The sequence below is a fragment of the Carnobacterium sp. genome, assembly GCF_045617425.1.
GTDB lineage: Bacteria > Bacillota > Bacilli > Lactobacillales > Carnobacteriaceae > Carnobacterium_B.
The window spans coordinates 1-25,079 of sequence record NZ_JAZLIO010000003.1; the positions used below are offsets into that span (position 1 = coordinate 1).

Here is a 25,079-nt window from a genome sequence, read left to right on the forward strand (position 1 = left end):
TCACTATATGTGCTATAAGGCACGAGGAGGAATTTCATTATGGAACAAGGTACAGTAAAATGGTTTAACGCAGAAAAAGGTTTTGGATTTATCGAACGTGAAGGAGCAGACGATGTATTCGTACATTTCTCAGCTATCCAAGGTGAAGGATTCAAATCTTTAGAAGAAGGACAAGCAGTAACTTTCGACGTTGAAGAAGGAAACCGTGGACCTCAAGCAGCAAACGTAAACAAAGCTTAATTATAAAGTTTTAAGAGCCTAGTGATTTTTCACTAGGCTCTTTTTTTATGAAATAAAAACCCTAATAAAATAACTGTTATTCTAAAAAGAACAGTTGTCTTGTTTCGAATACTATTTCATTTTGTTTACTTATATATGGAATTGCTTAAATTTGTGTTAAAATATAAAAAATACTGATGCCATAAGTAAAAAAATACAGTATGATGGTTTCGGTTAGAGCATTCTATTCTGTTTTTTGCTATACTGTTTAAGTGTCTACCTTTCAGTATTAAATAAAGAGGTACAATTGCAATCAATCTGAAAAGAACTATAAATATTAAAGATCAGGTAGACTTGAGAGGATGAAATTATTTGTTTAGATTTGGAAATAAAGATATAGGAATTGATTTAGGTACTGCAAACACAAATGTATTTGTAGCTGGAAAAGGGATTGTCTTAAGAGAACCTTCAGTAGTTGCAAAAGACACTGTAACAGGAGAAATTGTTGCAGTTGGAGAAGATGCAAGAAATATGATTGGGAGAACACCAGGAACCATTATTGCTATTCGTCCTATGAAAAATGGTGTTATCGCGGATTACGATACGACAGCAGCTATGATGAAATATTACATCGAAAAAGCAATTGGAAAATCAACATCTAAACCATTTGTCATGATTTGTGTGCCCAGTGGGGTTACAGAAGTTGAAAAAAGAGCCGTTGTTGATGCTACCAGAATGGCAGGAGCAAAAGATGCTTTCATTATTGAAGAACCATTCGCAGCAGCAATCGGAGCCGGTTTGCCAGTGATGGATCCTACAGGAAGTATGGTAGTGGATATAGGTGGTGGAACCACTGATGTAGCTACGATAGCATTAGGCGGAATTGTTAGCAGCCGTTCTATTCGTTTGGCTGGAGATCGCATGGATGATGTTATCATTCACTATGTACGCAAAAAATTCAATTTGCTTATTGGTGAACGTACAGCTGAACAAATCAAAATTCAAATTGGGTGTGCTTCTGTCGAAAAAGCATCAGAATATGGTGTTATGGATATTCGAGGCCGTGACTTGCTGACAGGACTGCCACAAACGATTGAAATTTCAGCGGTTGATATTGCTGAAGCTATTCAAGAAGTCGTAGAAGGCATCATTGTAGCTGTTAGAGAAACTCTTGAAGAAACTTCTCCTGAAATTTCAGCAGATGTCATTGATCATGGAATTGTTTTAACTGGTGGTGGAGCCTTATTGAAAAATATCGGTGATGTTATTGCAGAAGAAACAGATGTTCCTGTTTTCGTGGCAAATGAACCACTTGATTGTGTTGCTCTTGGTACAGGAGAGTCGCTAAAACACATTGATATCTATAAAAAAAGAGCAAATAAATAAGCAAGCCTAAATAAGGTTGAAAAGGTGCGGGAAGTTTATTTTCTTCCCGCATATTTTCATGTAAAAAAGAAACAAGTTAGACAAGTTATTTGGGTTAACTTATGTTAAAATAAAGGAAGCCTGTAAAATTAATGAGGTGATGTTTTGAATCAGTTCTTTTCAAATAAAAAACTAATCATTTTATTAGTAAGTATGATTGTCTCTTTAGGTCTGATAGCCTTTTCAATTACAGGAAGTGGAAACATTCCTATTCTGCAACAACTTACTAATGATATTACGGCTGTTGTTTCTCGTGTAGTAGCAAAACCGACGAATGCAGTTGTTGATTTTTTAGAATCAGTAGACCGTCTGAAAAATACGTATGAAGAAAATCAATTATTGAAATCAAAAATAGATAAACTGTACGAAACAGAAGTAGAAATTGCAGATTTAAAACAAAATAACAAAAAGCTTAAAGAGCAGTTGGATTTAACAGATACCTTATCTGATTATGAATCAATCAATGGAGCAGTCATTAGTCGAAATCCTGATAGTTGGGTTGATCAAATCGTTGTAGATAAAGGAAGTCAAAATGGTATTGAATTAGATATGTCTGTTATGTCAGGAAATGGTCTGATTGGACGTGTTGTAGAAGTCAATCCTACTAGTTCAAAAGTTCAATTAGTAACAACGCTAGATCAAAATAATAACCGAGTTGCAGCATCAGTTAGTACAGATGAGGGAGTTGTACATGGGATTGTGAATGGATTTGATCCTGAAACCAATCGATTGGTTATGAAGCAAATTACGACGGATGCCGAATTAAAAGAAGGCGATCAAGTGATGACCTCTGGCTTAGGTGGGGTATCGCCTAGTGCTTTACTGATTGGAACGATTGAAGAAGTTAAGTTAGATTCTTTTGGATTGTCACAAGAAGCCTATATTACTCCAGCCTCAGATACGAACGACATTCGTTATGTAACCTTTATTAAACGATCCGCTGAAAGTGGTGAGTAAATGGCGGCGAATTGGAAAACAACTACATTAATCCCACTAGTAATTACTTTTTTCTTTTTACTAGATGGGCTATTGACTGCTATTTTTTCAGCGCAATTTCTTGAAGGTACAAAAACGATGACTCCAAGGCTGATTGTATTAGTACTTATCCTAATGTCTTTTTATATTCCAAGAAGTAGAATGTTGGTTTATGGAGTTATTTTTGGTTTGATTTATGATAGTTATTATGTGGGAATCCTAGGAGTATACATTCTTCTATTTCCTTTAATCATCTACTTAACAGAAAAACTAAAAAAAATTCTCAATCCTAATCCCGTTGTTATTGGTATGATGGTCATTATAAATCTAAGTTTAATAGAAACTTATCTTTATCTGTTTTATCAAGTACTAGGGTATACAACGATTAATTGGGCAACCTTTTTGGCGGACCGATTAGGACCGACATTGCTCTTGAATTTAGTCTTGTTTATTGTTGTATTTTATCCGTTAAAAAGGATAACTGAACGTATTCAAGAAGAGTAAACACAATAAGTATCAACATTTTGGCTGAGGGAGTTGTTAAAGTGAAACAAAGTGTGACGTTAAAAGGAACTAAAGGCAGCTTTGTGTTAAGCTTGGATGAAGCAGCTTCTTTTGTATCCATCATGAAAGAATTAAATGAATTACTTGAACATCTACATGGTGAACAAAAAAGGTCAAAAGAAGTTCAAAAAGATATTTATTTGGAGATAAAAACTGGAAACCGTTTATTATCTCAAGAACAACAAGAACTAGTGATTGAAGAAATTGAATCAAAAAGTACCTTTTTAATTAAAAAAATCACGTCTAATGTTGTGACCTATGAAAAAGCGATTGAATGGCAAAAGGCAGTAAGCCTTCAAATGGAAGTTCAAACGGTTAGAAGTGGGCAGGTTTTAACCGCACCAGGTAACCTCCTTTTTGTAGGTAAGGTCCATCCTGGTGGCATGCTTCGAGCTAATGGAAGCATTTTTATTATTGGAGAATTAATGGGAATTGCACATGCTGGATTTGAAGGAGATACAAATGCAGTAATTGTGGCAGATTTTCATACAGATGCTCAAGTTAGAATTGCAGACAGCATACAAATCATAGAGAAGAAAAACAATCATCAAGACAGTATTAGAAAAAATGAATTTGCCTATATCAATGATTTACATATTTTAGATTTTAATTCATTGGATCAATTAAGAAAAATGCGTCCAAATTTAGGTAAAGTGATCGGGGGATTAAACGAATGGGTATAGCAATCGTTATTACATCTGGAAAAGGCGGTGTAGGAAAAACAACTTCCACTGCAAATTTAGGTACCGCTCTTGCTCTTCAAGGTAAGAGAGTTTGTTTGATAGATATGGATATTGGCCTAAGAAATTTAGATGTTATTCTTGGTTTAGAAAATCGCATTATTTATGACATTGTTGATGTGGTAGAAGGCCGTACGAAATTGCATCAAGCGATTATAAAAGATAAACGGTTTAATGATAATTTGTATTTGCTTCCTGCAGCTCAAAATGCAGATAAAAACGATGTAAATGGCGAACAAATGATTGAAATCGTTTCTGAGTTAAAAAAAGAATACGATTATATTTTAATTGATTGTCCAGCTGGAATTGAACAAGGTTTCCAAAATTCGATTGCAGCAGCAGATCAAGCAATCTTAGTAACAACCCCTGAAATCTCTGCTATTCGCGATGCAGATCGAATCATCGGACTCTTAGAGCAAACGGAACTTGAACCGCCTCGTTTAATCATAAATCGTATTCGTAAACGGATGATGCAAGATGGTGAAGTAATGGACATTGACGAAATTACTAGACATTTATCTGTTGATTTACTAGGAATCGTTTTTGATGATGATGATGTTGTTCGCTCTTCTAATAAAGGCGACCCTATTGTTTTAAATCCAAAGAATCCTGCTTCTCAAGGATATCGAAATATTGCACGTCGAATTTTAGGCGAAACGGTTCCTTTGATGGCGTTGACAAAAGAAAAACCAACTTTATGGCAGAAATTATTTGGCAAGCGGAAATAAGTGTGCTATAGTGTTAAAAAATGATTAAAAGCTTCGAAGAGAAAAAGTAAGTTTAGGAACTTTTTAGAGAGATTGCGGTGGTGAGAGCAATTAAGGAACTATACTGAAAACACATCTCTGAGCTGACAGTTGAACGTAGATTTTACTACAAGTAAATTGATTCGGGAGTACCCGTTATAGTACTAGTGTTTAGTAGTTTTGAACACGACGAGGCAGCTTTCTGTGAAGAAGCTGCGAATAAAGGTGGAACCACGATAAATGATATCAATCGTCCTTTGATTTTCTGATAATAGAAAATCAAAGGGCTTTTTTTGTTTTTAAGAACTGCAGCTTAAAAGCAAATACAATAAAATAAAAGGGGCGTTACACATGAAAAAGACACTAACAACAATGATTTTAGGATTAGGATTTACAGCACTGGTAGCCGGATGTAGTACAAATGAAGCTAGAACAGATTCATTTGATCAAATTATTGAAGAAGGTAAACTTATAGTAGGGTTAGATGATACCTTTGCTCCAATGGGTTTTCGTGATAGTAACGGAGAAATTGTAGGTTTTGATATTGATTTAGCAAATGAAGTTGGTGAAAGATTAGATATAGATGTTGAATTTCAGCCAATAGACTGGGCTTTAAAAGAAACAGAATTGACTAATGGAAATATTGATTTGATATGGAACGGCTATACGATTACGGATGAAAGAAAGAAACAAGTTAATTTTAGTTCACCTTATTTAGAAAATAGCCAAATTATTATCGTATTGGAAGACAGTGAGATTCAAACAAAAGAAGATTTAAGTGGAAAAGTAATTGCAGCACAACAATCTTCAAGTGCAGTGGATGCCATCAATGCTGATGAATCCAAGATCATTGAAGAATTTGCGAATGAAGAAGTTGTCTTATATCCTTCTAATAATGATGTATTTAATGATTTAGCTTCTGAAAGAAGTGACGCTATTGTCGTAGATGAAACACTTGGTCGCTATTATATGAAGCAAAATGAAGACATAAGTTACCGTGTACTAGAAGATAATTTTGGAGAAGAAGAATATGCTGTTGGTATGCGTAAAGAAGATGACAAGTTAACAGAAGCAATCAATCAAGCTTTAGAAGATATGAAAGCAGATGGAACCTATGATAAGATTTATGCTAAATGGTTTGCTGAGTAAAAAATAAGAGAGCATGTTTTTTTCAAAGGTACGTAAATTATTGTATAGTCTAGGGGGCAAAGGGATGAATAAAATAAGTATGGTGATGAGTTTATGGGTATTCTCACTGCTGTTAGTGGCTTGTGGGAATACAGCTGACTTAAAGACTGAAGAGGCTGAGGTGTTTTTAGGTGAACCTGGGGACACTTTGGTAGTAGGGTTGGATGATACTTTTGTACCAATGGGTTTTCGCGATAGTGAGGGAAATCTAGTGGGACTAGACATTGATTTAGCAGCAGAAGTAGCTAAGCGACTTGATTTGAACATTGAATTTCAACCTATAGACTGGGCAATGAAAGAAACCGAGTTAAACTCTGGTAATATTGATGTGATTTGGAATGGCTATTCTATTACAGAAGAACGTAAAGAAAAAGTTGATTTTAGTATTCCATATACTGGTGGAGGACAAATATTTGTAGTTCTGGCAGATAGCCCAATTGAAACATGGGATGATCTAAAAGGGAAAACAGTAGCTGCACAACAATCTTCGAGCACAGTTGACTTATTAACAAATCATGAAAGTGGAATTATGGATACATTTGCAAATGGAGAAATTATTCAATATCCTTCATACAACGATGTCTTTAATGACTTAGACAGTAAAAGAAGCCAAGCTATCGCAGTCAGCGAAATATATGCTCGGTATACAATGAAACAAAAAGGTAGTGGAAAATATCGAGTTTTAGAGGAAAGTTTTGCTGAAGAGGATACTGCAGTGGGTGTTAGAAAATCAGATGCTGAGTTTTTAGAAAAGTTAAATACTACCTTAACTGATATGGAGAAAGACGGAACATTAGGTGAAATTAAAAATAAATGGATCACAGAATAAATTAAATAAGGAAAAGAGTGAATAAATAATGGATTTGATTGCTGAGATAACCCCTAATTTGTTAGATGGATTAAAAACGACCTTATTACTATTTTTAATTATCGTTATTGTAACCATTCCATTAGGATTTTTGATTGCTTGTATAAGAGTGTATGCTCCAAAATGGATATCTTGGATTATACAAGTTTACATTTATATTATGAGAGGAACCCCATTATTGTTACAATTAATGGTTGTGTTTTTCGGATTGCCTCTTGTCGGAATAACATTTGACCGTTTTTCAGCGGCCGTGTTCACCTTCACGATAAACTATGCAGCATACTATGCAGAGATATTCCGTGGTGGTATCTTGTCCATTCCAAAAGGACAATTTGAAGCCATCAGAGTATTGGGTATTGGGAAAATAAACGGATTTAGAAAAATTATTATTCCACAAGTTATACGTGTCGTACTACCTTCAGTTGGAAATGAAGTAATCGCACTAGTTAAAGATACCTCTTTAATTTATATTTTAGGAATTGGTGAATTATTACGAGCAGGGCAAATTGCAGCCAATACGTATGCTTCTTTAATTCCTTATGCAGCTGTTGGAGTAATCTATTTAATAGTAACTGGATTAGTCACGCTGCTATTAAATGCTATTGAGAAGAAGGCAAATTACTAAAGGAGATGGTTGAAAGTGGGATTGAAAGCAACGAACCTAACAAAGCAATTCAATGGCATAGATGTTTTAAGAAACTTTGATTTCACTATTGAAGCGGGAGAAATCGTGACGCTTGTTGGCAAATCAGGTACAGGAAAAACAACATTAATGAGAGTCCTTAATCAACTTGAAAAAGCTGATAATGGAACAGTTGCAATTGATGAGCATTATTTGTGTCGTGAAACTCCGGAAGGTAAAGTAGAATACGTTTCAAAAAAAGAACGAATGACCTATAATAATCAAATTGGTATGGTATTTCAAGATTATCAACTATTTCCGAACTTAACCGTTATGAAAAATTGTATTGAAGCACCGCTAGATCAAAAATTGATGACAAAAGAGCAAGCAGTTGAAAAAGCTGAGCAACTTCTGACACAAATGGGAATCTTAGATAAAAAAGATGTTTATCCAAGTACTTTATCCGGTGGACAACAACAACGGGCAGCCATTGCTCGGTCTATGATGCTCAATCCTAAAATTCTTTGTTTTGACGAGCCAACTTCTGCCCTAGACCGTGACTCCTCAAATGAAGTCGGCAAGATGATTCAATCAATAGCCTTATCTGGTACAGGGATTTTAATCGTCACTCATGATATTGAGTTTGCTGAATCGTTTGGGACAAGAGTAGTGTCTTCAGATGAATTTTTAAGCTGAAATTGAAAGTTAAAGCACGGTTGTTTTAGTATTTTTTTGTTTACACAAGTATTTATTGACGCAAGCAATACAATTTGGTATGATGTTAATGTTGTAAATGTGTAGCACCACAACTACAACCGCACTGGAATGAGTTTAAGTCCATAACGGCACTCATGATGGCGAGTCTAAGTCTAATAAGGAGGTGCGAAAGAATGTACGCAATTATCAAAACAGGTGGAAAACAAATTAAAGTTGAGGTTGGCCAAGAAATTTACATTGAGAAATTGAATGTTGAAGCTGGTGAAACTGTAGTCTTTGAAGAAGTTGTCTTAATTGGTGGAGAAGAAACAAAAGTTGGAGCTCCAACTATTGTAGGAGCTACTGTTGAAGGAACTGTTGAAAAACATGGTCTTCAAAAGAAAGTTACAACTTTTATCTACAAACCTAAAAAACATAGTCACCGTAAACAAGGTCACCGTCAACCATATACAAAAGTTATTATCAACGCAATCAACGCATAAGAAAGTGGTGTTCCAATATGATTCAAGCATTCTTTAAACGTAATAACAAAGAAGACGTCGTTTCCTTTGAAGTTACAGGACATGCAGAGTCTGGACCCTACGGCAGCGATATCGTGTGTGCAGCTGTTTCAGCATTAGTTATAGGAACAACAAATAGCATTTCTGCTTTATCAGGCGTTTCTCCATTAGTAGAAACAAATGAAGAAGTTGAAGGCGGCTATTTATATGTTGAACTTCTAAGCGAATTAACTGAAGAACAGTCGAAAATTTCACAAATTCTTCTCGAGAGTCTACTTCTATCTTTAACGGGAATAGTTGAAGAGTATCCAGAATATGTCAAACTTGCACAGTAAAAAAATTATAATAGGAGGTGCAACTCATATGTTAAAAATGAATTTACAATTCTTCGCCCATAAAAAAGGTGGCGGTTCTACAACTAACGGACGTGACTCAAACTCTAAACGTTTAGGCGCTAAACGTGCAGATGGACAAACTGTTTCAGGTGGTTCAATTTTATTCCGTCAACGCGGAACTAAAATTTATCCAGGTGTTAACGTTGGAATCGGTGGAGACGATACTTTGTTTGCTAAATGTGACGGAGTTGTTCGTTTCGAACGCAAAGGCCGCGACAAAAAACAAGTTTCTGTTTATCCAGCAGCTCAATAATTTAAAATAAAAAAAGCTCTTCTACTCTTAGAAGAGCTTTTTTTACTGCCATGGTAACACATGCTTGCTTCATGTAACTTAAGTTAAGCAAGCATAATTTACTTTTGAAAATAAGTTAAGCTCATACTTGAAACCTTACAATATATTCGTTAAAATGGAAGAGTAGTGCTTTTTTATAGATGACTCATTTCATTTCTTACATGACTGGTACAAAGGTACTGTAAGAAAAATAGAAAGAAGTTGAAAATTATTGTCTCAAAAAGAAATCGAACAGTTATTTAATAAATTGGATAGTTCTGTACAACTCTTGCAAAAGGAATTAGATATTTCTTATTTAGAGGCTCTTTCAGAAACGGGAGAGAATATTTTAGCCAATAGGATTCCTCATCAAGTTGATGGTCTTCCTTCAAATGAATCGGTTGAAAAATTGACGAAACTTTACAAAGAGGTTTCAATAGACAGTATGGAACCAGAAGATATTCGAAAAGCTATTCAATTAGCTCTTTTGAAAGCTTCAAAAACGGATGCATTACAACCAAATCACCAAATGACACCAGATGCTATTGGCTTTATCTTAAACTATTTAATTGAAAAGTTAATTAGTGGAAAAGAGCAGTCAATACGTTTGCTTGATCCTGCTGTAGGGATGGGAAATCTATTATCAACTGTTTATAATGGATTAGTTTCAAAGGATATTTTGGTAGAAGCAGAAGGAATCGATAATGATGACTTACTGTTAACTCTTGCATCGGTCAATACAACCTTGCAAAGGCAAAATGTTACCTTGACACATCAAGATGCGCTACAAGATCTTTTAATGGACCCTGTGGACGTTGTAGTAAGCGACTTACCTGTTGGCTACTACCCTTTGGATGAAAAAGCTAGTAAATATAAAACGGCTGCAAAACAAGGTCACTCTTATGCCCATCATTTATTTATTGAACAAAGCTTGCATTACCTAAAAGATGGTGGATTTGGACTGTTTTTAGTTCCAGCTCAATTATTTGAAACGGATGAGGCCACTGAACTATTGAAAATGATTCAAGAAGAAGCGTTCTTACAAGGAATGTTAAATCTGCCGAATGAATTATTTAAAACCAAAAATTCACGGAAATCAATTCTTTTGGTTCAAAAGAAGGGGAGCAATGCCAAACAAGCTAAACAAGCTAAACAAGTTTTGTTAGCACAGATTCCAGATTTTAAAAATCAAAAAGCCATGCTTCAATTTATGCAAGAAGTGGATAGGTGGAAAAAAGAAAATATTTAAAAAATTTGAATTAGGAGATGGAAAAATATGACAAAAACAATTGCAATTAACGCAGGTAGTTCAAGTTTAAAATTTACCTTATATGAAATGCCAGCTGAGACAGAGATCGCTTCAGGAATTATCGAAAGAATCGGTTTGAATAATTCAATTTTTACTACAAAATATGCTGGTGAAAAATACAAAGTGGTTGAAGATATTAACAACCATGAAATTGCTATTCAAATGGTATTAGATAAATTAATTGAACTAAAAGTTATTGCAAACTACGAAGAAATCACTGGGGTAGGACACCGTGTAGTAGCTGGTGGAGAATTATTTAAAGATTCAGCACTAATTACTGATGAGGTATTAGCACAAATTGAAAGTTTGGCTGAATTTGCTCCTTTGCATAACCCAGCAAATGCCACAGGAATCAAAGCATTCAAAAAATTATTACCAGAGATTACTAGCGTAGCTGTATTTGACACATCTTTCCATACTACAATGCCTAAGGAAAACTATTTATACAGTCTTCCAATGGAATATTATACAGACTTTGCAGCACGTAAATATGGTGCTCATGGTACTTCACATAAGTATGTTTCTGAACGTGCAGCTGAAATGTTAGGCAAACCACTTGAAGAAACAAAGATTATTACGTGTCACTTAGGTAACGGTGGATCTATCACAGCTGTTAAGGGCGGAAAATCACTTGATACTTCAATGGGGTTCACTCCTTTAGCGGGTATTACGATGGGCACACGTACTGGTGATATCGATGCATCTTTATTACCATTCCTAATGAATAAATTAAATATTACGGATATCAATGACATGATTTATATTTTAAATAATAAATCTGGTTTACTAGGTCTTTCACATGTTTCAAGCGATATGCGTGATGTTGAAGATGAAGCAGAAAAAGGAAATGAAGATGCTCAAACAGCACTAGATGTTTTCTATAACCGTGTTCAAAAATACATTGGCCAATATTTTGCAATCTTAAATGGTGCAGATGCAATTGTCTTCACAGCTGGAATTGGCGAAAATTCTCCTGAAACACGTCAAATTATTATTGACGGTATGAACTGGTTTGGCGCTGAAATTGATGCTGAAGCAAATAATGTCCGAGGAAAAGAACGAATCATCTCTACTCCAGAATCAAAAGTTAAAGTACTGTTGATTCCTACAGATGAAGAAATCATGATTGCTCGTGATGTTGAAAGATTGCGTGCTTAAGCTTAAATAGTAACAAAAAACCCAACCAATAATTAATTGGTTGGGTTTTTTGTTACTATTTTAGGTAATGTTAACTTTTTGTATTATCTAAATCGGTACGAACAATCAACACATCACAATTTGCATGACGGATAACATATTCGGAAACGGAACCTATAAAGATACGTTCTACAGCGTTTAATCCAGTTGCACCTAATAGAATAAGGTCAATTTTTTGATCTTCAGGAATTTGTTTTGCAATCAAAACTTTTGGAGAGCCATATTCAATAGAATAAGTAATATCTTGAACACGATGATTTTTGGCATAACGTACATATTCTTCTAGTGTATTTTTGGCTTGTTCACTTGCTTTATCAGCCATAGCTCCATCAAAAGTAGAAATACTTTGAAATGCTCGTGTGTCAATAACATGTACAAGAACTAACGTAGCAGAATTTCTTACAGCAACTTGTACAGCTTTTTTAAAAGCAATTTCAGCTTCTGCTGAACCGTCCACAGCCACTAAGATTCGATTATATTGTTGTAACATACACATCCACTCCATTCCTTATGATAAACGATAGGAAATATTCCTTCTTAAGCATATTGTACATTAAATGTATCCATTTTCATAGAAATAAGAAATACGAGATCGTTTAAAATTTAATGAAAAATCATATTCGCTTATTTAAGCTCATAATAAAAAAAAGCATACTGATCATAACAAAGAGTAAAACGGTAAAGGCCAGCCAAATAGGATGAAAAAATATAAGTAGAAGAGAGCTAAGGCCACCAATAAAAAATAGAATACCGTAAAATTTAAAAAAAGGCGCTGTTTCTGAGGGGCAAGTTTTATCCGTACGAGTTAGTAGAATAGAGGCTTTTCCGGTGTAAAAAAAGAATGCTGCGTAAAGTAGCAACGCTGAAAAAATAAAAAATAATATCGATAATAGCATGATAAGACCTTCTTTCAATAGTTAAGTACAAAATAAGAATAACATATATTCTTATTAAATTAAGGGTAAGTTTACTTCAATAACAAAGAAAAAAGCCATTCAATTAAGAATGACTTTAAAAGTTTTAAACTTTAATTGAGAAATCCGATGATGCCGTTAATATGCTCAGTTAGTATTGAACCCGCAAGAAGCAGGTGGGCTCCGCCGTCAACCATCTAACTACCAAGTGAAAAGGCTTGTTATCCGATTGAATCAGGTTGGATCCCAAGGTAATATTAATTGTTCGGTCAACACATGTTGAGCAAGACGAACATCTCAGAAATCTTATACTTATAGTAGCATAAGTATATCACATTGTCAATTATTTGACTATATATTTTTTGTTGAAAGACTGTTTTAACAACAAAGAGAACGGTTAATAACTGTTTTTATTTCCTTTTTTTAGATTGATTGAATCATACTGCTTTGCCAAAGTATCTTCGTATTTTCCTGTGTGATTTGGTGTATAGTAAGAAGCATTTTTTAGTTTGTCAGGTAAGTATTGCTGGTTTACCCATGCACCAGGATAACTATGCGGATAAAGATAATCTACACCGCGACCAAGTTCTTTTGCTCCACTATAATGAGAATCTTTTAAATGATCAGGTACATCTCCGCTTTTCCCAGCTCGTACATCTTGGAGAGCCGCATCAATCGCTGCGTAAGACGAATTTGATTTTGGAGAAAGACATAAATCAACTACTACATTAGCTAAAGGTATTCGGGCTTCCGGAAAACCCAATTTTTCAGATGCTTGAATAGCGGTAACGGTTCTAGAAGCTGCAGAAGGGTTAGCTAATCCGATATCTTCATAAGCAATAACCATTAACCGCCTTGAGATAATAGGTAAATCGCCAGCTTCAATCAGTCTAGCAAGATAATGTAAAGCAGCATTCACATCGCTTCCACGAATGGATTTTTGTAAAGCTGAGATGACATCATAATGAGCATCGCCATCTTTATCATGTGTTAAAGCTTTTCTTTGAACACACTCTTCAGCAATCTCTAAAGTAATATTGATCATTCCTTGTTCATCTGGAGCTGTTGATTTAATAGCGAGCTCTAAACCATTCAAAGAACTTCTTAAATCTCCGCTTGTGGCTCTAGAAAAGTGGAGTAAGGCTTGATCTGTAATGGCTATTTTTTCTTTGCCAAAGCCTTTTTCTGAATCATTAACAGCGTTCCACATAGCTTGTTGTATATCTTCATTAGAAAGTGTTTTGAGTTCGAAAATTTGAGTTCTGCTTCGGATGGCAGGATTTATTGTAATATATGGATTTTCGGTTGTTGCCCCAATTAAGATAATACGTCCATTTTCCAAATGCGGCAGCAAAAAATCTTGCTTAGGTTTATCCAAACGATGGATCTCATCTAAAAGTAAAATCACAGTGCCGCTCATTTTTGCTTCTTCTACAACAATTTGGAGATCTTTTTTTGTGTCACTAGCAGCGTTTAAAATGCGGAACGCGTATTTTGTTGTCCCAGCAATCGCACTAGCAATACTGGTTTTTCCAATTCCTGGAGGGCCGTATAAAATCATCGAAGAAAGCATTTTAGCTTCTACCATGCGTCGAATGATTTTTCCTTTTCCTACTAAGTGTTGCTGTCCAACAATATTATCAATATGAGTAGGCCTCATCCGATAAGCTAAAGGTTGATTCATAAAGCGTATCCTCCTATCAACATTATTATCTTTAGTATACCATTCTACCAAAATGGATTCTACAGTAAAGAACGTTTGTTTGATTTTTGAAATTAGCTTACTTTTATAAAGCAAATCGAATTTTTGGTTTGGCTTTTCTATGATTATTTGCGATAATGTGTAAGAAGTCATTTTTTATGAGTAGATTCGATTAATCAAAGGGACTATAAAAGTGAGAAAGAGAGGAACTTTTCAATGGATGAAAAACACGAGTCCGATTTTTTAAACAGGTTATTAAAAACAGAAAATAAACAGCAACGCAGTCTATTTTCAAAAACAGCAAATGTTGTCTTTAACTCTGTTTTAGGAAGGGCAATAAAAGAAAAAGAATCTTTGCAATTAAGCCAGCTTAAACCATCTAAACAAACGACAAAAACAACGCGTTTAAATGAGAAAGAGCTTCTCCAACAGGCAAAGAACGAAGCAGAGGGAATTTTGGCCGAGACTTTTCATCAATCTGAAAAGATGTATCAAGAAGTTCAACAAGACATAGCGACTGCTAAAAAAGAAATTAAATTAAAAAAAGAGCAATTGATTGAACAGTATGATAAAGAAAAGGTGGAAGCAGATAAAATTACTCGAAAAGCTGAACTGGATGCTCAAGAGATGCTTGCTTCAGCTCAGTTTAAATCTGAACAAGTAGAAGAGGAAATCTCATTGAAAAAGGCAGTTTATCATCAGGAAATAGATAGAGAATTAGAAAAGTTAGTCAAAGAAAAAGAATGGTTTGAACAGTATCAAGAACAAGTGCAAGAATCTATGGATAGAAAAGAAAAAGTTCTTTTCTATGAAACTCGAAAAAAAATAGAACAAGAGCACTTAGAAAAAGCTGCATTGCAAAATAAAGTGGATTATTTAAAAGCATTGAATGCGAAAAGAAAAATAAATTCTTATCGTATTGGACTAGTAATTTTTGGCTGTACAGTCATAATGAGTGTGCTATTAGCTGGACTTAGGTATTCAACACCGTTGTTTACGTTTATTATTACTTGCTTAGCTTTTGTTATTGCTTGTTTAGCATTTGTAGTGGTTTATATTAATTTAATAGATGGTAAAAATGAAAAGAAAATAAAAGGAATTGGTTTTCAAAATGCTTCATTAATTGAAAAAAATAAAGTATTAACGGATACAATAGAAGATCTCGAAAAAGATATCAAGCAATTGATTGATGAAAAAATCCAGCTTGAGAGGACCAAACGACAATCGCAAGATAATATTGAGTTTTTAAAAATTATGCAAGCTGATTTGAAACAATCTGAAATTAACAGAAGGATATTAGAGTCAGAGAATGCGGCATTGAGGAAGCATTTAATTAGTGAGGAAGCAACCGAATAAAAATTTCTAATCATCATCTTAAGACCTTATTTATATCAGGAGGAGCACAGAAGTATGACTAAATTATCACCATTTGAGCAGGTCAAAGAGTTTCATGAAGTATTCGATAAACCAGTAAAAAAAGAGCCACAAGCTTTAACTCCTGAAGAAGCTGTTACACGAGCAAAGTTTACAACAGAAGAACTATTAGAATTCCTTTATGCAACTGTAGAAGGAGATATCAACCAATTTGAATTCTTGGTTTTAAAATGGAAGCAAGCAGCTGAAGAATCTATTGTCAAGATAAAAGAACAGTCAAAAGAGGTCCCTAACCGGTTAATTGCACAAGTAGATGCGTTAACGGATGCAAATTACTTTAACTATGGTTCTTTTGTATTAATGGGTATTAATCCAGATCCGATTTTCTCAATCGTGCATCAAGCAAATATGGGAAAACTTTTTTCTGATGGTAAGCCGCGTTACAGAAAATCAGATGGAAAAGTTATGAATCCTGATAACTGGGAAAAGGAGTTCGCTCCTGAATCAAAAATTCTAGCAGAAATTGAGCGACAAATAATTAAAGTAGATGAGGGAATAGTAAAATGAAAACAGTGAAACAAATGATCCAAGAAACAGATATAGGCGAAGCTTTTTATCAAGCAATCTTCGGGATTGAAAAAGAAGGTTTAAGGGTAACTTCAACAGGTAAGCTTGCTTTAACAACTCACCCAATAGAATTTGGCAACAGGAGCTTCCACCCCTATATTCAAACAGATTATAGTGAATCACAATTGGAATTGATTACACCGCCTTTAAGAACTATAAAAGAAAGTTACGATTGGTTGGCCGCATTGCATGATGTTGTCCTTCAAACAATCCCTTCTGATGAAGCTATTTGGCCGATAAGTATGCCTATGGTTCTTCCGGATGAATCGGTTATTCCGATTGCAAAGTTAGACAATAAAGATGATGTAACGTATCGAAAAATTCTGACAGAAAAATATGGCAAGAAAAAACAAATGATTAGTGGTATGCATTACAATTTTGAATTAGACGACCAATTGATTGCACGTTTATTTGACTGTCAAACAGAATACTCAAGTAAGGAATCTTTCAAGTCGATGCTCTATTTAAAATTGACAAAAAATTTCCTTCGCTATCGTTGGCTTTTAACTTATCTGCTAGGAGCCTCTCCTATAGTGGATGAGTCATTTTTTGCGAATCAAGAAATTCCACAAGATTATGTTCGAAGCATTCGAAGCAGTCAATACGGGTACGTCAATCCGTCAGAAGTTGCTGTATCTTTCCAATCAATTGAAGATTATGTGCAAAGCTTACAAGATATGGTTGAAAAGGGATTTTTATCTGAAGAAAAAGAATTTTACTCAGCTGTTCGTTTTCGTGGTACAAATAAAGCAGAAGAATTGTTGACAAAAGGTATTTCTTATCTTGAACTGAGAAGCTTTGATTTGAATCCATTTGATCCATTTGGTATGTCAAAACAGACAATGGAATTTGTTCATCTTTTTTGTTTATACATGATCTGGATGGATGAAACAGCTACTATGGAAGAAATTACAGTTGGGGAAGAAATGAGTCGTTTGACGGCAATGGAACACCCAGAAAAAATTTCAAGCTTTCAAAAGGAAGGTTTGCACTTAGTTAAGCAAATGGAAGAAATGCTTCTCTCTACAAATGGATCTAAATTTGCCCTAAACTGTATTCAAGAAATGAAGAAGCACCTGATTGATCCAACATTAACCATTGCTGCACGTATGGTGCGTGCCATAGAAGAGAAAGGGTCTTATATTGATTTTAGTCTAGAGTTAGCTAAACGTTACAAGCATGAAGCGATTATAAGACCATACAATTTAAGAGGTTTCGAACAATTAGAAATGTCTACCCAACTATTGTTATTTGATGCTCTAAAAAAAGGCATACAAATAGACATTTTAGATGCACAAGATCAATTTTTAAAGTTAACGTTTGATCAACATAGTGAATTTGTTAAAAATGGGAATATGACATCAAAAGATTCTTATATTGCCCCACTGATTATGGAAAATAAGACCGTTACGAAAAAAATTCTTGATTCAGCAGGGTTTCGTGTTCCGGCGGGTGAAGAGTATACCACTCTAGCAGAAGGAAAAACAGCATTCTGGCGTTATGAACAAAAACAAATCGTTGTAAAACCTAAATCAACTAACTATGGCTTAGGTATCTCTGTCTTTAAACATGCACCTACAAAAATGGATTATGAAAGAGCACTTGAAATAGCATTCAAAGAAGATACTGCTGTTCTAGTTGAAGAATACGTTCCTGGAACTGAATACCGATTTTTTGTTCTAGATGGAAAGGTACCAGCCATTTTGTTACGGACTCCTGCAAATGTTGTCGGTGACGGTGAAAAATCAATTAAAGAATTGGTTGCCGAAAAAAATGAAGATCCTTTACGCGGGGAAGAAAAGCATCGTTCGCCTCTTGAAAGAATCGAATTAGGTGAACTTGAACAATTAATGTTAAAAGCTCAAGGTTATACTATGGAAAGTATCCCCGAATCGAAAACGATTGTTTATTTGAGAGAAAATTCAAACATCAGTACTGGAGGAGACTCCATCGATGTTACAGATGAAATTGATGACAGTTATAAACAAGCTGCTATTGATATGTCTGAGATTATTGGTGCGAAAGTTAGTGGGATTGATTTGATTATTCCGGATACAAATTTACGTAGTACTAAAGAACATTTAGGTTATACGGTATTAGAAGCTAATTTTAATCCTGCTATGCATATGCATGCTTTTGTCTACAAAGGCAAAGGTCGCCGATTAACGATGGGTATTCTAAAGATGTTATTTCCAGAATTATGGGGAGAAGAAACAATTAACAAATAAATATGCTTACTCAAAATAAGTGGTTGTTGTAGATAGAGAAAAGTGATAAACTTTAAGAATTGTAAGTTTGGATAAATAAGGGAGGACTTTTTTAGATGGAAAAAATGTATTTTGATCATGCTGCAACTAGTCCTGTACACCCAGAAGTTATTGAAGTTGTTTATGAAGCAATGAAAAATCATTATGGCAATGCATCAAGTATCCATAATTTCGGAAGAGACAGTCGTCGTATTGTAGACAATGCTCGAATAGTTTTTGCTGAAAGTATTGGTGCCAAACCGAGTGAAATCATTATTACTAGTGGTGGGACAGAATCTGACAATACCGCAATTATTGAAACGGCGTTAAATAGACAACAAGATGGAAAACACATTATTACATCAGTTGTGGAACACCATGCTGTTTTGAAACCGATGGAATATTTAGAAAAACTAGGATTTGAAGTAACTTATCTACCAGTGAATGAAAAAGGTCAAGTTGATCCTATAATGGTTGAAGAAGCCTTGAGACCAGATACCATTTTAGTGTCAATCATGTATGCAAATAACGAAGTTGGTACCGTAATGGATATAGCAGAAATTGGTAACCTAATTGAGGCAAGTGAATCTACAGCATATTTTCATACCGATGCTGTACAAGCTTATGGAACAGAAGAAATTGATGTTAAAAGAGACCACATTGATTTATTATCTATTTCAGGTCATAAAATTAACGGTCCTAAAGGGATTGGATTTCTTTATGTGAAGGAAACCATTTTTTTACCAAGCTTCATGCTGGGCGGCGAACAAGAAAAAAAACGTCGTGCTGGCACAGAGAATATTCCTGCTATTGCAGGATTGCAAAAAGCAGTTGAAATTATTCAGCCTCAAAGAGAACAGCGCAAAGAAAGACATCTTGAATTGCGTAAACAACTTATTGAAGAATTGACTCAAAAAGAGATTGAATTTGAAGTCAACGGAAATGAGGATAAACAATTAAATCATATCGTAAGTGTGTGGTTCAAAAATGTATCAGCTGAACAATTGTTGATGAGTTTAGATTTAAGCGGCATAGCAGTATCATCTGGATCAGCTTGTACTGCTGGCAATATTGATCCGAGTCATGTCTTAATAGCAATGTATGGAGAGAACAATCCAATTGTGGCTGAAACGATTCGAATTAGTTTTGGCTTAGGAATAACGTCAAAACAAATCAGTTATCTAGCTGAACAACTGGCGACCATTAGTTTAAGATTAAAAAAATAACTTTAATGACAGAGATAGAAATACTAAAGAGCCTGAAAACATTCAGGCTCTTTAGTATTTCTACTGATTTTTATAGAAAAAAAGATAAAAGCTATGGTATAGTAGAAATGAAAAGGGTTACGACTAAGTGAAGAGAAAAAGTGAGGGAATAGCATGGCATTTGAAAAAGAAGCAACTTTATTAGGATCAAAAGAAACGTTTAAAGTAAATTCTAACGCAAAAAAATATACATTAAGAGACAATGGATTTGAAGAAACTAAAAAAGGGAATTTTCAATTGATGCGTACGATGGATACTAATTTATTGAATAAACAAGGAGTAAAATTGAAAATTGTGATTTCAGATGAGGTAAAACAATTAAAAATTTCAATAACTACTGGCAATGGATTGCGTCCAGTAAACATTTACAATGGCGATGCATATAAAGAAATTCGAGAAAAAGTAGCGTTCACTTTATCAGACCTTGTTGAACGCGGAGTTTTAGAAAAAGTATAAAATTTTAATTACAAAGCTTAAAGGGAGTTGTTCACTATGATGAGCATCTCCCTATTTTAGATTAAGCAACTTGATTTCTGACTAAAAGTTAGTATAATGATAGAGACTGAAAAAATGCGACCTTCAAATCGTAAAAAGATTTTTCAGAATCTATTTGAAATGATGGTGATGTAATGAAAGACAATAGCAAGACTCGCGTCGTAGTTGGCATGAGTGGAGGCGTTGACTCATCCGTTACAGCTTTAGTTTTAAAACAACAAGGCTATGACGTGGTGGGTATTTTTATGAAAAACTGGGATGATACAGATGAGTTTGGTGTCTGCACAGCGACAGAGGATTACAATGATGTTGCGTTGGTAGCGAACCAAATTGGAATTCCATATTATTCGATTAATTTCGAAAAACAATATTGGGATAAAGTATTTACCTACTTTTTAGAAGAATATAAAAAAGGACGCACACCTAACCCAGATGTTATGTGTAATAAAGAAATAAAATTCAAAGCCTTTTTAGACTATGCTATTGAACTAGGAGCAGACTATGTAGCTACTGGACATTATGCTCAAGTGGAACGTGATGAAAACGGCGTTACACATATGCTAAGAGGACTAGATAATAATAAAGATCAAACTTACTTTTTGAATCAATTATCTCAAGAACAACTTGCTAAAACGTTATTCCCATTAGGTGGAATGCAAAAATCTGAAGTACGTAAACTTGCTGAAGAAGCTGGGTTAGCGACAGCTAAGAAAAAAGATTCTACAGGTGTTTGTTTCATTGGAGAACGCGACTTCAAAAAATTCTTAATGACTTATTTACCTGCTCAACCTGGAAAAATGATGACGGTAGATGGCGAAGTAAAAGGGCAACATGATGGATTAATGTATTATACGATTGGACAACGCCAAGGATTAGGAATTGGTGGCGGAGGAAAATCAAGTGATCCATGGTTTGTCGTCGGAAAAGATTTAGAAACAAATACACTATTTGTAGGACAAGGGTTTAATCATGAATGGTTGCTGGCTACACATTTAGAAGCTTCTGACCTTCATTTTACAACAAATGAAGAAAAACCACGTACATTTAAATGTACTGCGAAGTTCCGTTACCGCCAAGCAGATACAGGCGTGACGGTTCACTTGAATGAAGATGGAACTACAGCTACAGTTGAATTTGACGAACCTGTACGTGCCATCACACCAGGTCAGGCAGTTGTTTTTTATGATGGTTTAGAATGTTTAGGCGGCGGTACGATCGACGCAGCTTATAATGAAAAAAAAGAATTACAATACGTTTAAAAACTTCATACAGTAAAAAAAGCTAGGGAAAATTCCTAGCTTTTTTTTTTATCCTTTTCTACCTTAATTTCTAATTCATATGATGTGTATGCTTCAAAATAAAATTTCTTATAAAAGTTAACCTGAAATAATTAGAAAACAGAGACATCAGTAGAATCCAATAGAATTTTGGTGTAAAATAAATAAAGTTGCAAGAAGGAGGAAATAAGTATGAATCGAAACCATGAAGCTTTTCAGCTGTGGGAAAAAGGCGAATTTAATAAGGCCATTCAATTACTTATGGAAGAAATCAACGATCATCCTGCAAATAGCGATAGTTATTATAATTTAGCAACCATGTTTATTTTAGGGAAAAAATATGAAGATGCAAAAGTCATTTTAGAAACAGCAATTGAAAAGTACCCTAAAGATCCTATTTTTGTTTATGCATTTGGAAATCTCTATTATGAAATTGAACATTATCAAACATCGTTAGAATATTTTAATCAAGTCATTCAATTTAGTGAAACACCTTTGAAAAAAGATGCCATGGTTATGATTGGGCAAAACTTTTTAGCGTTAGATCAAGCTAAAAAAGCATTGGTATACTTTTTAAGTGCTTATGAAGAAGACAAGCTGGATATGACAGTTATTTTATTTATAGGGAACACGTTAATGCAATTAGGATCCTTTAAAGAAGCCAAACAGTATTTTGACATAAGTATTGATCAAGCTCCGCAAAATGATGAGGCTTGGTTCAAACGTGGAGTAGTAGGAATGGCATTAAAGGAAGATCAGGATTCTGTTGATGCGTACTTAAATAAATCAAAAAAATTGGATCCTATAAAATATAAGGAACGTATCGATCAGTTAAAAGCCATAGAAGTTATGATGAAAAACCAAAAAGACTAATTCTGTTAATTAGCTAAGATAGAAAGGGTGGAGGCAGAAAAGTGGTTATGCAAGACAATTTAGATTTATTTGCAGGAGAGCCTCCCTATTTTGTAGGACAAGTGGCTGCAATTTTCTATCAAAATCCGACAAATTTTTACAAAGTATTATTAATACGCGTTGTTGATACCAATAGTTCGTTCAAAGAAAAAGAAATCGTCGTCACGGGAAATTTTGGACAAATCCAAGAAGATGAAACGTATCGTTTTTTTGGCCAATTAATTGAGCATCCTAAATTTGGGATGCAATTTAATGCAGAGCGTTATCGGCAAGAAAAACCAACTTCGGCCGAAGGGGTCGTTGCTTATCTCTCTAGTGATAAGTTTCCAGGAATAGGGAAAAAAACTGCAGAAACGATTGTGGATCTTTTAGGTGAAGATGCGATTGATCAAATTAATGCAGATGAAACTGTTTTAGCTAAAGTTCCCGGGTTAAATGAAAAAAAGAAAGAAGTTATCGTTAACACGATACGTTCCAGTAACGGAATGGAAAAAATTATTATTGGATTAAATGACTTTGGGTTTGGAAGTCGATTAGCATACACAATCTATCAAACCTATCAAGCAGAAACATTAGAGATCATTCAAGAGAATCCTTATCAATTAATAGAAGATATTGAAAATATCGGGTTCAAAAAAGCAGATGCCATTGCTGAAAATTTAGGTTTTGCTGCAGATTCTCCTAGACGTATACAAGCGGCTATTTCATTTTCGTTAAATGAATTGTGTCTCAGTGAAGGCAATACGTATACTTTAGCAGAACCATTATTGAATGAAACCATAAGAGTACTTGAAGAAAGTCGTTCATTCATTATTGAACCAGATATAGTAGCAAAAGAATTATTAAACTTGATTGAAGAAAATAAATTAATTGAAGATCAGCACAAGCTGTACATCAACTCGTTATATGCTGCTGAATGGGGAATTGCAAACTCTGTAAAACGGTTAATGGAAAACAGTAAGAAAATTCAGTATCCAGCACATAATGTTCAAAAAGAAATTCGTAAAATGGAAAAAAAATTAGGTATCCAGTATGGAAATTCACAAATCGAAGCAATTGAAGAAGCAGTTGTCTCGCCTTTATTTATTCTGACTGGGGGGCCGGGTACTGGTAAAACAACGGTATTAAATGGAATCGTGACTTTGTTTGCCGAATTAAATGGCTTGTCTTTAGAGATAGATGATTACCACGATAAGATCTTTCCGATTCTTTTGGCCGCCCCTACAGGACGTGCAGCTAAACGAATGAATGAATCTACGGGATTACCAAGTAGTACGATTCATCGTCTTTTAGGGTTAAATGGCCAAGAAAAGCCAAATGCGGAGCTCTCTGATCGAGAACTAGAAGGCGGATTATTGATCGTTGATGAAATGTCTATGGTGGATACGTGGCTAGCGAATCAATTGTTAAGAGCAGTCCCACAAAATATGCAAGTCATCTTTGTAGGAGATAAAGATCAGTTGCCTTCTGTGGGTCCTGGTCAAGTTTTGCACGATCTCATTCGTGCAAAACAGATACCTAGTAGAGAGTTAACTGAAATTTACCGACAAGACGATGGGTCTTCCATTATTTCATTAGCACATGCTATTAAGGAAGGGCAACTCCCTGCAGATTTCACGAAAAATAAAAAAGACCGATCTTTCTTTCAATGTACTACCTATCAAATTGAACCTGTCATTCGTCAAGTAGTAGAAAAGGCTAAAGAAAAAGGATTCACTGCCCAAGATATTCAAGTTTTGGCCCCCATGTACCGAGGTCCAGCGGGGATAGATGCATTGAATAAAATGATGCAAGAAATCTTTAATCCAAATCCTTCTGGCAGACGAAAAGAAGTTAAATTTAACGATAAGAATTACCGTATTGGAGATAAAGTCTTACAGCTAGTAAATTATCCTGAAATGAATGTATTTAATGGAGACATGGGCGAAATTGTTGGAATCAATTTGTCCAAAGAAACCGAAGATAAGGTAGATGAAATTGTCATTCAATTTGATGCTAATGAAGTTGTCTATAAACGAAATGAATGGATGAAAATTACTTTGGCCTACTGTTGTTCAATCCATAAGTCTCAAGGATCAGAATTTAAAATGGTTATCTTACCTATGGTACAAAATTATCACCGTATGTTGAGACGTGATCTACTGTATACAGGCATTACAAGAAGCAGTGAATTGCTTATTTTATGTGGTGAACCTAATGCCTTTGAGGAATGTGTAGCAAAATCTTCCGCAACCAGACTAACGACATTGACGGAACGTTTATTAGGAGAAGACCAACATGTTGAACTTGTTGTGAAAATGCCTGCTAATAAAGATAAGCTAAAAGAAACAGAACTTTCCGATTCTATTTCTACTCTATCATCAGAAACAGAAAATAAAGGTGAAACGATAAATAAAGAAGAACCGAAGAATTATCGTCTGACAATCGAAATGATTCAATCCAATGCGATTGATCCGATGATTGGCATGGATGGCATAGTACCAAGTGTATAAAAAAAGTTTCAGAAGATTTTTCTTCTGGAACTTTTTTTA

The 25,079-nt window shown here is 34.8% G+C and carries 25 protein-coding genes, 1 other RNA gene and 2 other annotated features; of the genes, 23 read left to right on the forward strand and 3 right to left on the reverse strand.

Annotation, left to right across the window (positions count from 1 at the left end; translation table 11 throughout):
- Positions 1-39: 39 nt before the first annotated feature.
- The 15 genes from ACKI3H_RS00580 (at position 40) to ACKI3H_RS00650 (ending at position 11,697) form a co-directional block, all read left to right on the forward strand.
- Complete coding sequence (locus tag ACKI3H_RS00580; protein WP_013710477.1) at positions 40-240, forward strand: cold-shock protein; 201 nt, start codon at positions 40-42, stop codon at positions 238-240.
- 351 nt (positions 241-591) lie between these two features.
- Complete coding sequence (locus ACKI3H_RS00585; RefSeq protein ID WP_407370363.1) at positions 592-1,605, forward strand: rod shape-determining protein; 1,014 nt, start codon at positions 592-594, stop codon at positions 1,603-1,605.
- A gap of 144 nt (positions 1,606-1,749) precedes the next feature.
- Positions 1,750-2,601 (forward strand): rod shape-determining protein MreC, encoded by an 852-nt coding sequence (gene mreC, locus ACKI3H_RS00590; protein ID WP_407370365.1) that lies wholly within the window; start codon positions 1,750-1,752, stop codon positions 2,599-2,601.
- On the forward strand, positions 2,602-3,123 hold the full coding sequence (mreD, locus tag ACKI3H_RS00595; RefSeq protein ID WP_407370366.1) for a rod shape-determining protein MreD: 522 nt from the start codon (positions 2,602-2,604) through the stop codon (positions 3,121-3,123). It abuts the gene before it with no gap.
- A 41-nt stretch (positions 3,124-3,164) separates the two neighbouring features.
- Complete coding sequence (locus ACKI3H_RS00600; protein ID WP_407370368.1) at positions 3,165-3,866, forward strand: septum site-determining protein MinC; 702 nt, start codon at positions 3,165-3,167, stop codon at positions 3,864-3,866.
- Positions 3,857-4,651, forward strand: a complete 795-nt coding sequence (gene minD, locus ACKI3H_RS00605) for a septum site-determining protein MinD (protein ID WP_407370370.1) — start codon at positions 3,857-3,859, stop codon at positions 4,649-4,651. The genes ACKI3H_RS00600 and minD overlap by 10 nt, the downstream gene beginning before the upstream one ends.
- 24 nt (positions 4,652-4,675) lie before the next feature.
- Positions 4,676-4,930 (forward strand) — a binding site (T-box leader).
- Positions 4,931-5,020: 90 nt separating this feature from the next.
- Positions 5,021-5,818, forward strand: a complete 798-nt coding sequence (locus tag ACKI3H_RS00610) for an amino acid ABC transporter substrate-binding protein (protein ID WP_407370371.1) — start codon at positions 5,021-5,023, stop codon at positions 5,816-5,818.
- Between the two features lie 64 nt (positions 5,819-5,882).
- Positions 5,883-6,686: an amino acid ABC transporter substrate-binding protein gene (locus ACKI3H_RS00615; RefSeq protein ID WP_407370372.1), complete on the forward strand. Its 804-nt coding sequence runs from the start codon at positions 5,883-5,885 to the stop codon at positions 6,684-6,686.
- 28 nt (positions 6,687-6,714) lie between these two features.
- A complete protein-coding gene (locus ACKI3H_RS00620) occupies positions 6,715-7,350 on the forward strand; it encodes an amino acid ABC transporter permease (protein WP_407370374.1) in 636 nt (211 codons plus the stop codon).
- Positions 7,351-7,365: 15 nt separating this feature from the next.
- Entirely contained in the window at positions 7,366-8,043 is a 678-nt protein-coding gene (locus ACKI3H_RS00625) for an amino acid ABC transporter ATP-binding protein (RefSeq protein ID WP_407370376.1), read from the forward strand.
- Between the two features lie 107 nt (positions 8,044-8,150).
- Positions 8,151-8,222 (forward strand) — a sequence feature (ribosomal protein L21 leader region).
- 15 nt (positions 8,223-8,237) lie between these two features.
- The gene (gene rplU / locus ACKI3H_RS00630) at positions 8,238-8,546 is read left to right on the forward strand and encodes a 50S ribosomal protein L21 (RefSeq protein WP_013710487.1); all 309 of its coding nucleotides are present in this window, start codon (positions 8,238-8,240) and stop codon (positions 8,544-8,546) included.
- 17 nt (positions 8,547-8,563) lie between these two features.
- Positions 8,564-8,899 (forward strand): ribosomal-processing cysteine protease Prp, encoded by a 336-nt coding sequence (locus tag ACKI3H_RS00635; protein ID WP_407370377.1) that lies wholly within the window; start codon positions 8,564-8,566, stop codon positions 8,897-8,899.
- Positions 8,900-8,927: 28 nt separating this feature from the next.
- On the forward strand, positions 8,928-9,212 hold the full coding sequence (gene rpmA, locus ACKI3H_RS00640) for a 50S ribosomal protein L27 (RefSeq protein ID WP_023177465.1): 285 nt from the start codon (positions 8,928-8,930) through the stop codon (positions 9,210-9,212).
- Positions 9,213-9,462: 250 nt separating this feature from the next.
- Entirely contained in the window at positions 9,463-10,479 is a 1,017-nt protein-coding gene (locus ACKI3H_RS00645) for a class I SAM-dependent methyltransferase (protein WP_407370379.1), read from the forward strand.
- Between the two features lie 27 nt (positions 10,480-10,506).
- Positions 10,507-11,697 carry an acetate/propionate family kinase gene (locus ACKI3H_RS00650; protein WP_407370382.1) on the forward strand — a complete coding sequence of 397 codons (1,191 nt, stop codon included), beginning with the start codon at positions 10,507-10,509 and terminating at the stop codon, positions 11,695-11,697.
- Positions 11,698-11,767: 70 nt separating this feature from the next.
- Here the strand turns inward: ACKI3H_RS00650 and ACKI3H_RS00655 are convergent, their stop codons facing one another.
- From ACKI3H_RS00655 to ACKI3H_RS00665, 3 genes are all read right to left on the reverse strand, one after another.
- Positions 11,768-12,226 (reverse strand): universal stress protein, encoded by a 459-nt coding sequence (locus ACKI3H_RS00655; protein ID WP_407370383.1) that lies wholly within the window; start codon positions 12,224-12,226, stop codon positions 11,768-11,770.
- Positions 12,227-12,769: 543 nt separating this feature from the next.
- Positions 12,770-12,957, reverse strand: a non-coding RNA gene (gene ssrS / locus ACKI3H_RS00660) — 6S RNA.
- Between the two features lie 90 nt (positions 12,958-13,047).
- Positions 13,048-14,334 carry a replication-associated recombination protein A gene (locus ACKI3H_RS00665; protein WP_407370384.1) on the reverse strand — a complete coding sequence of 429 codons (1,287 nt, stop codon included), beginning with the start codon at positions 14,332-14,334 and terminating at the stop codon, positions 13,048-13,050.
- A 234-nt stretch (positions 14,335-14,568) separates the two neighbouring features.
- On the opposite strand from ACKI3H_RS00665, the gene ACKI3H_RS00670 reads away from it, so the two are divergent.
- The 8 genes from ACKI3H_RS00670 (at position 14,569) to ACKI3H_RS00705 (ending at position 25,040) form a co-directional block, all read left to right on the forward strand.
- Positions 14,569-15,708, forward strand: coding sequence for a hypothetical protein (locus tag ACKI3H_RS00670; RefSeq protein WP_407370386.1), 1,140 nt, complete (start codon positions 14,569-14,571; stop codon positions 15,706-15,708).
- 54 nt (positions 15,709-15,762) lie between these two features.
- Positions 15,763-16,293, forward strand: coding sequence for an HAD family hydrolase (locus ACKI3H_RS00675; RefSeq protein WP_407370387.1), 531 nt, complete (start codon positions 15,763-15,765; stop codon positions 16,291-16,293).
- The gene (gshAB, locus tag ACKI3H_RS00680; RefSeq protein ID WP_407370388.1) at positions 16,290-18,581 is read left to right on the forward strand and encodes a bifunctional glutamate--cysteine ligase GshA/glutathione synthetase GshB; all 2,292 of its coding nucleotides are present in this window, start codon (positions 16,290-16,292) and stop codon (positions 18,579-18,581) included. Before ACKI3H_RS00675 ends, gshAB begins: the two co-directional genes overlap by 4 nt.
- Before the next feature lie 95 nt (positions 18,582-18,676).
- Complete coding sequence (locus ACKI3H_RS00685; protein ID WP_407370390.1) at positions 18,677-19,825, forward strand: cysteine desulfurase family protein; 1,149 nt, start codon at positions 18,677-18,679, stop codon at positions 19,823-19,825.
- A 153-nt stretch (positions 19,826-19,978) separates the two neighbouring features.
- Entirely contained in the window at positions 19,979-20,320 is a 342-nt protein-coding gene (locus ACKI3H_RS00690; protein WP_407370391.1) for a cysteine desulfurase, read from the forward strand.
- A gap of 173 nt (positions 20,321-20,493) precedes the next feature.
- Positions 20,494-21,618, forward strand: a complete 1,125-nt coding sequence (gene mnmA, locus ACKI3H_RS00695; protein WP_407370393.1) for a tRNA 2-thiouridine(34) synthase MnmA — start codon at positions 20,494-20,496, stop codon at positions 21,616-21,618.
- A gap of 210 nt (positions 21,619-21,828) precedes the next feature.
- Complete coding sequence (locus ACKI3H_RS00700) at positions 21,829-22,509, forward strand: tetratricopeptide repeat protein (protein WP_407370394.1); 681 nt, start codon at positions 21,829-21,831, stop codon at positions 22,507-22,509.
- 47 nt (positions 22,510-22,556) lie between these two features.
- A complete protein-coding gene (locus tag ACKI3H_RS00705) occupies positions 22,557-25,040 on the forward strand; it encodes an ATP-dependent RecD-like DNA helicase (protein WP_407370639.1) in 2,484 nt (827 codons plus the stop codon).
- The last annotated feature ends 39 nt before the right edge of the window (positions 25,041-25,079 follow it).